General features: G+C 66.7%; 14 protein-coding genes and 1 pseudogene. 9 read left to right on the top strand and 6 right to left on the bottom strand.

The genetic code is table 11. The annotated features are described in order from the left end of the window. Positions 1 to 340 precede the first annotated feature (340 nt). From RIN43_RS02880 to RIN43_RS02845, 8 genes and pseudogenes are all read left to right on the top strand, one after another. On the top strand, positions 341 to 1228 hold the full coding sequence (locus RIN43_RS02880) for a sugar ABC transporter permease (protein ID WP_309127375.1): 888 nt from the start codon (positions 341 to 343) through the stop codon (positions 1226 to 1228). After that, a complete protein-coding gene (locus RIN43_RS02875) occupies positions 1221 to 2075 on the top strand; it encodes a carbohydrate ABC transporter permease (RefSeq protein ID WP_309127363.1) in 855 nt (284 codons plus the stop codon). Before RIN43_RS02880 ends, RIN43_RS02875 begins: the two co-directional genes overlap by 8 nt. A 74-nt stretch (positions 2076 to 2149) precedes the next feature. Next, positions 2150 to 3448: an extracellular solute-binding protein gene (locus RIN43_RS02870; RefSeq protein WP_309127362.1), complete on the top strand. Its 1299-nt coding sequence runs from the start codon at positions 2150 to 2152 to the stop codon at positions 3446 to 3448. After that, a pseudogene (locus tag RIN43_RS16235) lies at positions 3435 to 3782 on the top strand (Gfo/Idh/MocA family oxidoreductase); the annotation flags it as partial. The gene RIN43_RS02870 and the pseudogene RIN43_RS16235, both read left to right, overlap by 14 nt. 63 nt (positions 3783 to 3845) lie before the next feature. Continuing rightward, positions 3846 to 4778 (top strand): Gfo/Idh/MocA family oxidoreductase, encoded by a 933-nt coding sequence (locus RIN43_RS02860; protein WP_309127360.1) that lies wholly within the window; start codon positions 3846 to 3848, stop codon positions 4776 to 4778. After that, a complete protein-coding gene (locus tag RIN43_RS02855) occupies positions 4775 to 6043 on the top strand; it encodes a right-handed parallel beta-helix repeat-containing protein (RefSeq protein ID WP_309127359.1) in 1269 nt (422 codons plus the stop codon). The genes RIN43_RS02860 and RIN43_RS02855 overlap by 4 nt, the downstream gene beginning before the upstream one ends. Positions 6044 to 6113: 70 nt before the next feature. Next, positions 6114 to 7511, top strand: a complete 1398-nt coding sequence (locus RIN43_RS02850) for an HAD-IIIA family hydrolase (protein WP_309127358.1) — start codon at positions 6114 to 6116, stop codon at positions 7509 to 7511. Positions 7512 to 7565: 54 nt separating this feature from the next. Beyond that, positions 7566 to 7886, top strand: coding sequence for a cupin domain-containing protein (locus RIN43_RS02845; RefSeq protein WP_309127357.1), 321 nt, complete (start codon positions 7566 to 7568; stop codon positions 7884 to 7886). A gap of 96 nt (positions 7887 to 7982) precedes the next feature. Here the strand turns inward: RIN43_RS02845 and RIN43_RS02840 are convergent, their stop codons facing one another. Beyond that, positions 7983 to 8744, bottom strand: coding sequence for an SDR family NAD(P)-dependent oxidoreductase (locus tag RIN43_RS02840; protein WP_309127356.1), 762 nt, complete (start codon positions 8742 to 8744; stop codon positions 7983 to 7985). 100 nt (positions 8745 to 8844) lie between these two features. On the opposite strand from RIN43_RS02840, the gene RIN43_RS02835 reads away from it, so the two are divergent. Further along, on the top strand, positions 8845 to 9702 hold the full coding sequence (locus RIN43_RS02835; RefSeq protein ID WP_309127355.1) for a helix-turn-helix transcriptional regulator: 858 nt from the start codon (positions 8845 to 8847) through the stop codon (positions 9700 to 9702). A gap of 2 nt (positions 9703 to 9704) precedes the next feature. On the opposite strand, the gene RIN43_RS02830 is transcribed toward RIN43_RS02835, so the two are convergent. The 5 genes from RIN43_RS02830 to phnD are packed head-to-tail and all read right to left on the bottom strand — an operon-like array spanning position 9705 to position 13686. After that, positions 9705 to 10337 (bottom strand): TetR/AcrR family transcriptional regulator C-terminal ligand-binding domain-containing protein, encoded by a 633-nt coding sequence (locus RIN43_RS02830; RefSeq protein WP_309127354.1) that lies wholly within the window; start codon positions 10335 to 10337, stop codon positions 9705 to 9707. Further along, positions 10334 to 11104, bottom strand: coding sequence for a tyrosine-protein phosphatase (locus RIN43_RS02825; RefSeq protein ID WP_309127353.1), 771 nt, complete (start codon positions 11102 to 11104; stop codon positions 10334 to 10336). Before RIN43_RS02825 ends, RIN43_RS02830 begins: the two co-directional genes overlap by 4 nt. Further along, positions 11101 to 11943, bottom strand: coding sequence for a phosphonate ABC transporter, permease protein PhnE (gene phnE, locus RIN43_RS02820; RefSeq protein WP_309127352.1), 843 nt, complete (start codon positions 11941 to 11943; stop codon positions 11101 to 11103). Before phnE ends, RIN43_RS02825 begins: the two co-directional genes overlap by 4 nt. Then, positions 11933 to 12787 (bottom strand): phosphonate ABC transporter ATP-binding protein, encoded by an 855-nt coding sequence (locus tag RIN43_RS02815; protein WP_309127351.1) that lies wholly within the window; start codon positions 12785 to 12787, stop codon positions 11933 to 11935. The genes phnE and RIN43_RS02815 overlap by 11 nt, the downstream gene beginning before the upstream one ends. Further along, a complete protein-coding gene (gene phnD, locus RIN43_RS02810; RefSeq protein WP_309127350.1) occupies positions 12784 to 13686 on the bottom strand; it encodes a phosphate/phosphite/phosphonate ABC transporter substrate-binding protein in 903 nt (300 codons plus the stop codon). Before phnD ends, RIN43_RS02815 begins: the two co-directional genes overlap by 4 nt. Positions 13687 to 13710: the final 24 nt, after the last annotated feature.

Here is a 13710-nt window from a genome sequence, read left to right as displayed (position 1 = left end):
GGAGAGTCGATGACGCCCTCCTTGTTCATGCCGCCGAAAGCCTGCGCTCGGCGAGACCGCCCTTGCAAGTACATGATACAGACGGCCTGCGAATCGGGTCTTGTGCCTGAGCACGGCCCGTGAGTAGGCTCGCCGATGCAAGTTACTTTATCGATAACGTACGGTTCAGCATCTGTTTCCCGGGCGAGGCTAAATTCACCCGTGCCGACCTTGACCAGCGCTGTTCGAGAACCGATGCCACGACCACGCGCCTGCGGGCGAGAAGGAAGACCGCGTGACCGCGATCAATGAATTGGCCAAGCTCCGAAGTACGAAGACGAACCGCACCGACCGGAGGCCACTGACAGCGCTCCAGAGATCCGAGCAGCGCGCCGGATATCTCTTCCTGTCCCCGTGGATGCTCGGTCTGATCGCGATCACGCTCGGGCCCATGATCGCCTCTCTCTACCTGTCGTTCACCGACTACGACTTCCTCACCGCGCCCGAGTGGATAGGTGCGAGCAACTACGAGCGGCTGTTCCGCGACCCCCGCTTCCATCAGGCCCTGCTCGTCACCTTCCGCTACGTGATCGTCTCGGTACCGCTTCAGCTGGCGGCGGCGCTGCTCATCGCCATCGCCCTCGACCGCGGCATGCGAGGGCTGGCGCTGTACCGATCGGCGTTCTACCTGCCGTCACTGCTCGGCGGCTCGGTCGCGATCGCCGTGCTCTGGCGGCAGGTGTTCGGCGCGGACGGCCTGATCAACAGCGTGATCCTCAAGCCGCTCGGCATAGAGGGACCCAGTTGGATCGCAAACCCTGACACCGCCCTCGGCACGCTCATCATCCTGAACGTGTGGACTTTCGGTGCGCCCATGGTGATCTTCCTCGCAGGCCTGCGGCAGATCCCGAGCATGTTCTACGAGGCGGCGGAGGTGGACGGCGCCGGCAGGCTCCGACGCTTCTGGAGCATCACGCTCCCGCTGCTCTCACCGATCATCTTCTTCAACCTGGTGCTGCAGCTCATCGGCGCGTTCCAGTCCTTCACCCAGGCCTTCATCATCTCCGGAGGGCGGGGAGGACCATCCGATTCAACGCTCTTCTACACGCTGTACCTCTATATGCAGGGCTTCGGCGATTTCGACATGGGTTACGCGTCGGCGATGGCGTGGGTGCTGCTGCTGATCATCGCGCTGTTCACTCTGCTCAATTTCCTCGTCTCGAAGTTCTGGGTGTTCTACGATGACTGATCCGAAGCGCTCGACCGCCATGCGGATCCTCAAGCACGTCGCGCTCATCGGCGCCGCCGTGATCATGCTCTACCCAGTGCTGTGGATGCTGCTGAGTTCGCTGCGCGACGAGTCGGCGATCTTCGCAGGAAGTCCCCTCTCAGGCGGGGGGCTCTCGCTGGACAACTACGCTCAGGGCTGGAATGCGCTGCGGCATCCGTTCGGGCATTACCTGATCAACTCGACGATCATCACGATCGGCGCCATCGTCGGCAATCTCGTCTCGTGCAGCATGGCCGCGTACGCCTTCGCCCGACTTCGGTTCCGCGGGAGCCGGCTGTTCTTCGCGATCATGCTGCTCACCATCATGCTGCCGGTGCATGTTCTGCTGGTTCCCCAGTACATCCTGTTCGCTGGACTGGACTGGATCAGCACGCCCCTTCCGCTGATCGTCCCCAAGCTGCTGGCGACAGACACGTTCTTCGTCTTCCTCATGGTGCAGTTCATCCGCGGTCTGCCGCGGGAACTCGATGAAGCGGCGACGATCGATGGTGCCGGCCCGGTACGGATCTTCGTGAGCGTCATCCTGCCACTGATGGTTCCCGCCCTCGCGACGACAGCGATCTTCACCTTCATATGGACCTGGAACGACTTCTTGGGCCCACTGATCCTCCTCACGGACCCCGATTCCTACACCGTCCAAGTCGCGCTGCGAAGCCTCGTGGATACCAGCGCCAGCTCCGGATCGGCGTCTTCATGGGGCGCGCTGTTCGCCATGTCGGTGGTGTCGCTCCTGCCCATCTTCTTCGTCTTCCTCGTCGGTCAGCGGTATCTCGTGCGAGGTATCGCGACCACCGGCGGTAAATGACCGCTGTACGAGTCCGCCTCCACGCCATCCGCTTCCCCCTCACTCAGAACACGACATCCGAAAGGACTCACCTCATGAAGAGCATCACCCGACCTTTGACGGCGGCGACGATCGCGATCGCGTCCGTCACCGCGCTTACGGCATGCCAAGGCACGGCCTCGGGCGCCGACGGCAGCTCCCCCACCGTCATCGAATACGCCTGGTGGGGGAGCCCAGAGAAAGACGCGGCGATCTTCGCCGCGATCGAGTCCTTCGAGGCGTCGCATCCCGACATCAAGGTGGAGGGCGAGTCGAGCCCGTGGGACGGCTACTGGGACAAGCTCGCCACGATGACGGCCGGCGGCGATGCCCCCGACGTCATCCACATGTCCGAGCGCTACATTCTCGAGTACGGAGATCGCGGCGCGCTGGCCGATCTCGAGACTCTGGACGCGCTGGACCTGGCCCCGTTCGATGAGAAGATCGTCGAACTCGGACGCGCCGACGACTCGACGCTCTACGCCATACCGGCGGGGCTCAACTCCTTCGTCCTCGCGGCGAACCTCGATCTGTTCGAAGAGGCCGGCGTCGAGCTTCCAGACGACACCAGCTGGACATGGGACGACTTCTATCAGGCCTCTGAAGCCGTGTCGGATGCGCTCGGCATCGCCGGTGCCGACTACGGCGCGAAGGTGGAGGCGTTCAAGCCGTGGGTGCATCAGGCCGGAGAGACCATGTACAACGAAGACGGCACGGGCCCCGGATTCTCGCGGGACACACTGGTCTCCTTTCTCGAGCACATCCAGAAGGTCGGCGAGCACGGCGGGATGACCGCGGATCAGGTCTCTGAGAGCGCGGGCCTGCCGGTGGCAGCCAGCCTGTGGGCGACAGGGAAGCTGGCCCTGAACTGGACGTACTCGAACTCCCTCGGTGAGCAGGCTGCTGTTGCCGATGCGAACATGCGGTTGATGCGCATCCCCTCCGAGACGGGAGCCGCCACCGACGCTGGCATGTACTACCGAGGCTCTGAGTTCTACTCGATCGGCGCGAGCTCTTCATCCGAGGAGCAGGCGGCGGCCGCGGAGTTCGTGAACTTCATGCTCAACGACCCAGCGGGCGTCGAGGCCGTCGGCATGACGATGGGCGTGCCGCCGAACACCTCCCTTGTGGAGCAGATCTCGTCCGACCTCAAGGACGTCGACGCACACGTGCTCGAGTTCGTGACAGACCTCGAAGCCGATCTGACGGTGCAGACGCCTGGCCCGTCCCCTGTGGGCTCTGGCAACATTCAGGGCATCTTCGACCGCGACATCCTCGACTTGCTTTACGGCAGGCTCACGGTGGACGAGGCGGCCGACAAGATGATGACGGCGATCGACGATGAGCTGGGCTGACGGCACGCGTCAGCCCGTGCGACTGGCGGTTCTGGGAGCGGGTAACCGCGGCTCGGCATATCTGTCCTGGGTGCGCGAGCATCAGGACAGGGCGACGCTCGTCGCCGTCGCGGATCCTGCCGCGGGCGCTCGCGAGCGGATCCGAGATGGCTTCGGCTCCGTTGCGGAGTTCGACGACTGGCGGGAACTCATGTCAGCCATCCGGCATGGCGTCATCGAAGCGGATGCTGTGCTCGTCACGACTCAGGATCGCGACCACGTCGAGCCCTGCCTGGCGGTAGCGGATGCCGGGCTCGCGCTGCTTGCGGAGAAGCCACTCGGAGTGACTCGCGAAGAATGCGAGCGCATCGTGGAAGCCGTCCGCCAGTCGGGCATCCTGTTCGCGGTCGGACATGTCATGCGCTACACGCCGTACACGGACGCGGTCCGAGACGTGGTCAGGTCCGGTCGCATCGGGCGGATCATCACGGTGCATCACCTCGAACCGGTCGGCTGGTGGCACGCTGCTCACAGTTACGTGCGAGGCAACTGGCGCAACACCGCCGAATCGTCGCCGATGCTGCTGGCCAAGAGCAGCCATGACATCGACTGGATCACTTACGTGACCGGAAAGAGGATCGCATCTGTCGCGAGCTTCGGCGGACGCGCCCATTTCCGCTCAGATCAGGCGCCGGCGAAGGCTGGACCTCGCTGCCTGTCATGCGTCATCGAGCCCGACTGCCCGTACTCAGCCAAGAAGATCTACCTGGATCCGCTCGACAACGGGGGCGTTCTCTCGTGGCCGGCCAGCGTGGTCACCGAGGGCGGGTCACGTGCCGACGTGATCGAGGCCCTTGTGAACGGGCCCTATGGCAGATGCGTCTACCACTGTGACAACGACGTTGTGGATCATCAGGTTGTTTCGCTCCAGTTCGATGACGGAACGGCAGGTTCGTTCACGATGACTGCGTTCTCGGAGCATGCGGGCCGTCGCACGCAGCTGTTCGGCACCCACGGCAGTCTCGATGGCGACGGGCGGACCGTGGAGGTATACGAATTCGCCACCGGCCTACGCGAGCGAATCGACACCGCCGCAGCTGGCGCTCACGATGCGGGAGGGGGCCACGGTGGAGGGGATGCCGGGCTGATCGCCGCCTTCGTAGGGGCCGTAGCTGCCGGTGATCCCTCGCTGATCCGCAGCGGGGCCGATGAGACTCTCGCCAGCCATCTCAGCGTGTTCGCTGCTGAGGAGTCCCGCCTGTCGGCAACCGTCGTGGATGTTCCATCGACCTCAGATCCTGATCAATCCCACGCAGTCCGCTTCGACAATCAAAGGAGAGAATCAGCATGAAACAGATCAGCCGCAGGACCGTCATGGCCGCCGGATTGGGCGGCGCCCTGGCGATGGGTACCCAGCTGGCGCAACGCCCCCAGGCCGCACAGGCGGCCGTACCGATGAGCGGAGGACTCAACCCCGTCGTCGACGCCGAATCAGCGCCATTGACGAAGCTCCGGCAACAGCTGAACCGGGCTGCGCGCGGCGGCGGCGGATTCGAGAAGGACGAGGCAGGGCGTTCGATCGTGGTCGCGCCCGAGGGAACGCATGTGCTCCTTCGCACTCTCGTCATCGGGCCGAACACTGCTCTGCGCGCGCACGGCGCGACTTTCACGTGTGACTTCCCGCTTGTTCCGGCGACCTACAAGGCGGACCGCGCCAGCTGGCATTCGCCGACACCGACGTATCCCGACGAGATTCAGTCGTACGCCGTGGATCAGATCACGAAGCCCACACTGCTCATGAACCAGGTGCCATCAGACGAGACCGGGCTGTACAGTGCCCCTGGCAACATCAGGGTCGAAGGCGGCACCTGGGATCCGACCGCGCATTACCTGCGCGACTCCAGCGGCGATGAGGCGCTGCGCGCCACCGCGGCTCCCCCTATGGACGCCATGGCCTTTCAGCACACTCACGACGTCGAGGTGGTGGGAGTCACCATCCGCAACGTCAAGTGGTGGCACGCGCTCGAGTTCAATGCCGTGAAGACGGCGATCGTCAAGGAGAGCCGGTTCGAGGGATGGATCGAGAATCCCACCACAGGACTTTGGAACGGCGAGGCCGTGCAGTTCGATATGCCGTGGGACAGCAACAAGTGGGCAGGGCTCGGCGACAAGGCGCCTGCTCAGGACATCAGAATCGTCCGCAACCACTGCGGTCCATCAGCGACCCAGCCTGGCTGGGCGAAGTTTGCCGGGTCGCACTCGTCCGCGCCTCAGCAGGTGTATACGGACATCTGGATCGAACGGAACACCATCGAGCAGTCGAAGTGGGACGCCATCCTCGCGATGAACGCCTCTCGCATCGTCATCCGTGAGAACCTCCTCACCGACTGCCGCGGTGGGATCTATGTGAAGACCGTCTCGCCCAACCCTCTGGAGACAGTCGACATCATCGGAAACGACATAAGCCTCCAAAGCGGAACGGACCGCCCGGTCATCGGTGTCGTCGGCCAAAGCGCCTCCGTCGCCATCCATGACGTCGCCGTGTACGGGAACACGGTCGCGGGCGGCGGATTCTGGTACGCCTGGGCGCACGCGCGCCGTCCGCTGCAGAAGTGACCCCACCCTGATCGGCGCCGGCGTCCGCGATGACGTCGGCGCCGATCTCGTAACGAGAATCGATGCCTGAATGAGAATCGCCCACATCACCGACCCGCACCTGCGCCACCACCTGCCGGGTAGCTCCGCCATCCCTCGCCGTCGCAGCAGAGAGGCGGCTGAACTGCTCGCAGACGCCGCCGCCGACGCCAAGACGCGCGGGGCCGATGTCATCGTGCTCACCGGCGACCTCGTCGACGTCCCGATGTATCTGTTCGGGCCGGAACGCGACGCGGAGGCGGACGAGCCCCTCTGGGCGGCCGCGCGCGCCGATTATCGCCTCGTGCGCCGGATTCTCGATGGCACCGGACTGCCCTGGATCGCGCTGCCGGGAAACCACGACTCGCACCGCCTCGTGGCAGAGGAGCTCGGCGATGGCGCCCCCATTCGCGATGTGGGCGGAGTCCGCTTCGTCAGCTTCTGGGACCGTGAAGTGCACCACAACCGTCCCCAGCGCATACTCGCCGAGCGTCATCGATTCGACCAAGTTCTCGCGGAACCCGGACCCCTGCCGCAAGTGCATCTTCAGCATTACGTGATCTCGCCGGTGCTCGACGAGGAGTATCCGCACACCTATCTCGAAGGCCATGAGCTGCTGCGGCGGATATCAGAGTCGACGATTGTACGTCTGGTCTTGTCCGGCCATTATCACGTCGGCGTCAAACCCGCGCAGCACGGCGGCGCGCTGCTGAGTGTCACGCCGGCACTGACCGAGAGTCCGCATCCTTACCGCCTGTTCGACCTCGACCCGCAGTCCGGACGGACGACCTGGGAGCAGGTCGACATCAGGACGAGCGTGCCGATGAAGCCCGCGATCTTCCTCGATCGTGACGGATGCATCAACACTCTCGCGTCTTACACCGCCGGGCCCGAAGCGATGGAGCTCATACCCGGTGCGGCGGGAGCCATCCGGAAGCTTCGCGAGGCGGGATATCGCGTCGTCGTGATCACGAATCAGTCCTGCATCGGGCTGGGGTATGCGACCCCGGCGGTGGTTGAGGAAGTGAACGACCGCATGTCCCTCCTGCTCGCTGCGGAGGGTGCGGTGGTAGATGCGATCTACACGAGTCCGCAGGCGGGTGAGCGCGCCATCGCACCGGAATGGTCCGGAGACGACGAGGCAAAGCCGAGCCCCGCCATGCTTCTGCGAGCCGCAGCCGAGCTGCGAATCGACATCGAATCAAGCTGGATGGTCGGGGATCGCTGGACCGATGTGGAAGCGGCTCTCACCTGTGGCGCGACTCCCGTGCTGGTGCTCACGGGAGCCGAGCCGGCGGCGAAGCGTCCTCCGGTGGGTGATACCGAGCAGAGATATCACATCGCGGACGACCTGCCCGCGGCGGCACGACTGATTCTCGACGGTGCTCGTTCACGCACGGCCGGCCTTGCATCCGCGGCAGTCGGCAGTCCGCCGTCGCTTCGCCCGTGATCCTCTGGCCCGCTAGTCGCCGGCGGCGTACCCTCGGGCGAGAACGGAGGCACCATGATCCAGCCCGTCGACGTCGCCCTCGACGCGACAATCGAGGGATACCTGATCGGCTCACCGATCAGCGTCATCCGCGAGTACAACTCGTCTCCCGGCACAGGCCCGCGCCTGCACCGACATCCGTACGTCGAGACATTCATCATTCACCGCGGACGCGCCCTGTTCACCGTCGAGGGTGAGCAGGTCATCGGCGCGGGCGGTCAGGTTCTCGTCGTGCCCGCGCTCGCCGCGCACCGCTTCGAAGTGCTCGACGGTGGCACGTACGAGGCGACGCACGTGCACTCGAACGATCGGTTCGTCACCGAGTGGCTGGAGTGAGCGCTCAGCCTCGGCAAGAGAAGCATGCGCGGGAGGAGGATCCGCGAGAATCCTCCTCCCGAGTACGGCAGTCCGTCTGCGGAGATGCACAGACCGTCAGCGCGTGGGCGCAGCCAGACCGTTCAGCACGGCGATGACCTGCGACTGATCGCCGCGGACCTCGCCGTAACGCAGGAACTTCACCCGCTCGACCTGAACCTCGGTGACGTCGGGCTGCTCGGTCAGGATCGCCATCGTCTCGTCGATGTACTCGTCGAGGGGCATGGCCGAAGGATCGTCGGCGTGCCCCGGCATCAGGTCGGTCTGCACCGACGGCGGCACGAGCTCGACCACGCTCAGGTTCGTCCCTGCGTACTGCAGCCGCAGCGACTCGCTGAGCTGGTGGATCGCGGCCTTGGTCGCGTTGTAGGTCGGGGTGAAACGCAGCGGCGCGAAGGCGAGCCCCGACGAGACGGTCATGATGGTCGACTCCGGCTGCGCGAGCAGGTGCGCGGCGAAAGCCGCGATCAGCCGGATCGGCCCCAGCAGGTTCGTCGTCACGGTGACCTCGGCTGTTTCGACGAACCCGGGCGCGGTCCAGTCCTCGGCGCGCATGATGCCCGCCATCGGGATCAGCACGTTGAGATCAGGGTGGCGGGCGATCACCTCGGCCGAAGCGCTGGCGATGGACGCGGCATCCGCCGTATCGATCCTGACGGTGTCGATACCCGGATGCTGTGCGGCGATCGACTCGAGCAGCTCGACGCGGCGACCGCCGACGATCACGCGGTTGCCCGCCTCGTGCAGGCGCACGGCGAGAGCCAGACCGATTCCGCTGGTGGCACCAGGGATGAAGATGGTGTTTCCGTTGATTCGCATGCTCCGAGTGTGTTGTGCCCTGGCGTTCGCCGGCAGAGAGCCCTTGTCGGGGGATCGGCGGTCCCTGGTTGAGACGTGCGCCTGCGCGCATGATGGAGGAATGGACCGTGAAGCTCTGGCTGTGTTCCTGCGGCGCCATCGCGAGCAGCTGCGCCCTGAGGACGTCGGGCTGCCCGAGGGTGCCCGTCGTCGGGTTCCCGGGTTGCGGCGAGAGGACGTCGCGCAGCTCGCGTTGATGTCGACCGACTACTACACCCGGCTCGAGCAGCAGCGGGGTCCGCAGCCGAGTGTTCAGCTGCTCGCCTCGCTGGCGCGGGCGCTGCGCCTGACTTCCGACGAGCGCGACTATCTGTATCGCGTCGCGGGGCATGCGGTTCCCGATCGCATCGGTTCGTCGCACCACGTCGCCCCTGCGCTGCAGCGCGTGTTCGACCGCTTGAGCGATACGCCCGCCCTGATCATCTCGAGCCTCGGCGAGACGTTGGTGCAGAACCCGCTCGCCGCTGCGCTTCTGGGCGACAATGTGGGTCTCACCGGGCTGGACCGCTATGAGCCCTACCGCTGGTTCATGCATCCCGCACAGGCACGAGCCCACTATCCCCGGGACGACCACGCACGTAACAGCCGCGCGCAGGTATCCGGACTGCGTGCCGCGCTCGGCGCCATGGGGCGGAATTCGCCGGCGGGCACGCTGGTGGCCGAGCTGCTTCGTCACAGCGCTGAGTTCCGCGAACTCTGGGATCGGCAGGAGGTCGCTCAGCGCTTCGCCGACCACAAGACGCTGATCCACCCGGAGGTGGGGGCGATCGAGGTCGACTGCCAGGTGCTGTTCACCGAAGACCGCGGTCAGGCCCTGCTCGTGCTGACCGCGTCGCCGCGCAGCGAGGACGAGGAGAAGCTCCGACTGCTCGGGGTGCTGGGAGGGCAGCGGTTCGGCGCGAAGGAACGCACCGGCTGACGTCATCGCCGGGTTGTCATCCCCCGCCAGACGACGTCGAACGCCTCCCGCACCCGCTCGACGGTGGACGGATCGCAGATATGATCGCCGCGCACCACGAGCTGGTAGTACACGGCTCCCGCAAGTGCGTCGAAGCAGGCTTCGACATCGAGGTCGGCGCGCAGCTCACCGCGGGCGATGCCCCGGCGCAGCGCGTTCTCGAGCGGCACGCGGCGGCGCGAGACGTGCGAGGCCCAGTACGCCTTCTGCAGCGCCCTGTCGGCCATCACCAGGCGGATCCGCTGACGGAACCGCTCCTCCGAGTACCCCGGCGCCGAGACCGCCACCATGCCGGGAAGCATCCCGAGGCCGGCCAGCACCGCCTCGCGCAGGTCGACGTCGTCGGGGTACTCGGGCGGCACCTCACGACCCACGTCGAGCGCCTGCGCGATCAGCAGGGTCAGCGAGGGCCAGCGGCGGTACAGCGCCGCGCGGCTCACACCGCTGCGGGCGACGACCCTGTTGACCGTCACCTCCTCGCCGGCGTCGATGGTGGCGAGCGTCGCCGCGATGATCTGCCCGTCGATCTCCTCGTCGCGCGGGCGGCCGGGCCCGCGCCGTCGCACGGTCCCGGCCTCCGCGAGAAGGGTCGTCATGCTGCGAGCGCTCGCGCTCGCAGGCGAGCAACGGTGTCGTCGGAGAGTCCTGCCGCTCGCAGCGGCGACAGCGGGTCGCCGTGCCTCTCGCGCAGAGTGTCGAGCAGGATCCGCATCGAGACCTCCATCGACCCCTCCAGCAGTGACGACGACTTCTCGAGCGCGGAGGCGTCGAATCCGAGCGCCTTCCACATCGCCCCCATCGCCGGCGCCGTGCGCTGCATGATCGCGACCATGTTGTCGCCGGTGCGGGCATAGTCGTCGACGATGTCGTCGTCGGCGGCGCCGAGAGCCAGCAGCAGCATCGCGGCGAGCACGCCGGTGCGGTCGCGGCCCGCGGCGCAGTGGAAGGCGGCGGCGCCGGGGGTGTAGGCGATCACGTTCAGGGCGGTGACCAGCTGAGGCGCTGCGACCTCGACCATGCGCAGGTACATACGGCCCATGGCCTCGTGGCTGAGGGAGGGGCCGTCTTCCATCGAACGGGAGACGTCGGCGATGAGCGGCAGGTGGTGGTACGCGATCGGATGCTCCGCGAGCGCGCCGCGCCCTGTCACTGCGACCTCCAGCGGCGAGCGAAGGTCGATGATCGCAGTCAGCCCATCGGTCACCAGCTGCTCGGCGACGTCGACCGGCACATAGGCGAGGTCATCGGCGCGGATCGCGAGGCCCTCACGCAGCACTCCGCCGGCGATCGGAATGCCGCCCAGATCGCGCAGGTTGACCGGTGCGCTCAGGACGAGCGCGGGGGTGTCTTCGATGATCGTCATGTGATTCTCCTTCGGATGAGGGCGCTGCCCTGGTCGATCAGCGTGACGAGCACGATGATGCAGATGATGATGGCGCTGAGGTGGCCGTAGTCGTACATGCGCATGGCGGTGGTGAGCTCGAGGCCGATTCCGCCCGCGCCGACCAGGCCGAGGATCGTGGCGCCGCGTACGTTGCCCTCGAAGAGCAGCAGGGTGTACGAGGTCAGCAGCGGCGCGGCCTGCGGCAGCACGCCGTACTGGATGACCTGGCGCTTCGACGCGCCGACCGCCTCCATCGCGACGACGGGACCGCGGTCGACCTGCTCCATGGCCTCGGCGAAGATCTTGCCGATCGACCCGATCGACCCCAGGGTCATCGCCAGGATGCCGGCGAACGGACCGAGCCCCACGGCCGAGACGAACATCAGCGCGAAGACGAGGTCGGGAACCGAGCGGATGATGTTCATCACCCAGCGCGTCGGGTAGTACAGCCATTTCGGCGCGATGTTCGACGACGCTGCGAACGCGACCAACAGCGACAGCACGGCTCCGAGCACCGTGCCGACGACGGCCATCTGGAAGGTCTCGAGCAGCAGAGCGAGGATGGTGCCGATCTTCGAGAAGTCGGGCGGGAACAGTCGCGAGAGGAACTCGCCCATGTTGACGGCGCCCTCGCCGAGCTTGACGAAGTCGAAGCCGGCCCCGTCGAACGACCAGAACAGGATCAGCAGCGCCACCGGGATGCCGAGCAGGAAGCGGGCGCGCGGGATGCGGAAGGCGCTCTCGAGACGGTGCCGCTCGGCGGCGCTCAGCTCGGAGGTCGACGTGCGGGCGGGTCGGGAGGGTGCGTCAATGCTCATCGGGCTGCTCCTCGTTCTCGTAGAGCGGTGCGAGGGCGGCGGCGTCCAGGCGCGACGTGGCGTCGGAGACGATCATCTCGCCGTGCCGGAGGCCGACGATCCGGTCGCTGTGGGCGAGGGCGAGTGGCAGCACGTGCAGGCTGACCAGCACCGGGATGCCGTCCTGGGTGGCGATCCCGCGCAGCAGCTCGAGCACGGAGTCGGCGAGCCTGGGGTCGAGCGAGGCGACCGGCTCGTCGGCGAGGATCACACGCGGCTGCTGCATGAGGGCTCTCGCGATCGCGACGCGCTGCTGCTGGCCGCCCGAGAGCGAACGGGCGGGAACGGTGGCCTTGTGCGCGATTCCGACGCGATCCAGCAGCTCGAGCGCACGCTTGCGGTGCGCACTCGTGAAACCGCCGACCAGGTTCACCGGTCCGGCGCCGTGGAGGGCACCGGTGAGCACATTGGTGAGCACGCTCAGCCGCGGGATGAGGTTGAACTGCTGGAACACCTGCCCGACGTGCGAGCGCAGGGTGCGCAGTTCGCCGCGACGCAGATTCGTGACGTCGTGCCCGGCGACGCGCACCGAGCCCGACGCGACCGGGGCGAAGCCGGTGAGGCTGCGCATGAGCGTGGACTTTCCCGATCCGGATGCTCCCAGCAGGGCGACCATCTCGCCGGGGAACAGATCGAGGTCGACCCCGTCGAGCACGGTGTGCTGGTCGTACGCGACCTTCAGCCCGCGAACTGTGACCAGCGGCAGCGACTGCCGCAGTTCGGCGGTACTGGTGCGGTCGGCCGCCGTGCGGCCCGCGGGGGCGGATGCTGCGGCATCCGCCCCCGCGACCTTCACCGCGGTCACTTGAGGTCCTTCAGCTCGACGCCCGCGACGCCGGCGATCTCCGCGAACGAGGCGTACAGCGAGGGGTCGGGGGCGACCGTCTGACCGAGCTCGGCGAAGGCGCCCATGGCGCCGAGGCGCTCGGCGTTCTCAGGCGAGAAGACCTTCGCGATGCCGTCGGCGATCACCTTGCGGGTGTCCTCGTCGAGCGACTGACGACCGAGCACCGTGCCCTGCACCGCCATCGACGGGCTCTCGCCCACCGCGCGCCACTCCCCCTCCTCGAACGGGAACATGGGCTTGCCGAGTTCGGTGAGCATGATCGCGGTGCACGCGGCATCCACCTGCCCCTGCGCGAGAGCGGCGAAGGAGCCCTCGTGACCGCCGGCGAAGATGGCCTCGTAGTCCTCGCCCTGCTCGAGGCCGGCCTCGTGCAGCATGTAGACCGGCATGAAGTAGCCCGAGCTGGACGCCTGATCGGCGAAGGCGACCGTCTTGCCCTCGAGATCCTCGACCTCCTGCACCGGGGACTCGTCGAGCACGACGCAGGTGGAGACCGGCTTGTCATCGCCCTCGAAGGCGACCAGCGGGTCGACCTCGCCGGTGTTGACGGCCAGCGCGGAGGGGAAGCCGCTCATGATGCCGATGTCGACGTGGTCGGCGCGGATCGCCTCGACCACGCTGAGGTAGTCGGGCACGTCGGTGACCTCGACCTTGCGGCCTGTGGCCTCTTCGAACAGCTCGGCGAACACCTCGGTCGGGTTCTCGGCCGTGGGGTCTTCGCCGACCGGGAGGGTGGCGATGGTGATCGGGGCGTCGGGGTCGGCGGGGGCGGCCTCGGCTGAGGGCCCCTGGCAGCCGGTGATGGCGAGGGCGGCGACGCCGAGGAGGCCGACGACGGGCAGGGTGTTGCGGCGCATGATGACCTTTCGGGAGCGGATGTC

The sequence above is a fragment of the Microbacterium sp. genome (genome assembly GCF_031178445.1).
Lineage (GTDB): Bacteria > Actinomycetota > Actinomycetes > Actinomycetales > Microbacteriaceae > Microbacterium.
This window is presented reverse-complemented; position numbering and strand designations above follow the sequence as displayed.

Excerpts from the sequence above, each read along its gene's own strand:
- RIN43_RS02850 (WP_309127358.1), top strand. The coding sequence starts at position 6,114 with ATGAGAATCGCCCACATCACCGACCCGCACCTGCGCCACCACCTGCCG.
- RIN43_RS02870 (WP_309127362.1), top strand. The coding sequence starts at position 2,150 with ATGAAGAGCATCACCCGACCTTTGACGGCGGCGACGATCGCGATCGCG.
- RIN43_RS02835 (WP_309127355.1), top strand. The coding sequence starts at position 8,845 with ATGGACCGTGAAGCTCTGGCTGTGTTCCTGCGGCGCCATCGCGAGCAG.
- RIN43_RS02875 (WP_309127363.1), top strand. The coding sequence starts at position 1,221 with ATGACTGATCCGAAGCGCTCGACCGCCATGCGGATCCTCAAGCACGTC.
- RIN43_RS02825 (WP_309127353.1), bottom strand. The coding sequence starts at position 11,104 with ATGACGATCATCGAAGACACCCCCGCGCTCGTCCTGAGCGCACCGGTC.
- RIN43_RS02855 (WP_309127359.1), top strand. The coding sequence starts at position 4,775 with ATGAAACAGATCAGCCGCAGGACCGTCATGGCCGCCGGATTGGGCGGC.
- RIN43_RS02830 (WP_309127354.1), bottom strand. The coding sequence starts at position 10,337 with ATGACGACCCTTCTCGCGGAGGCCGGGACCGTGCGACGGCGCGGGCCC.
- phnD (WP_309127350.1), bottom strand. The coding sequence starts at position 13,686 with ATGCGCCGCAACACCCTGCCCGTCGTCGGCCTCCTCGGCGTCGCCGCC.
- RIN43_RS02845 (WP_309127357.1), top strand. The coding sequence starts at position 7,566 with ATGATCCAGCCCGTCGACGTCGCCCTCGACGCGACAATCGAGGGATAC.
- RIN43_RS02840 (WP_309127356.1), bottom strand. The coding sequence starts at position 8,744 with ATGCGAATCAACGGAAACACCATCTTCATCCCTGGTGCCACCAGCGGA.
- phnE (WP_309127352.1), bottom strand. The coding sequence starts at position 11,943 with ATGAGCATTGACGCACCCTCCCGACCCGCCCGCACGTCGACCTCCGAG.
- RIN43_RS02860 (WP_309127360.1), top strand. The coding sequence starts at position 3,846 with ATGCGCTACACGCCGTACACGGACGCGGTCCGAGACGTGGTCAGGTCC.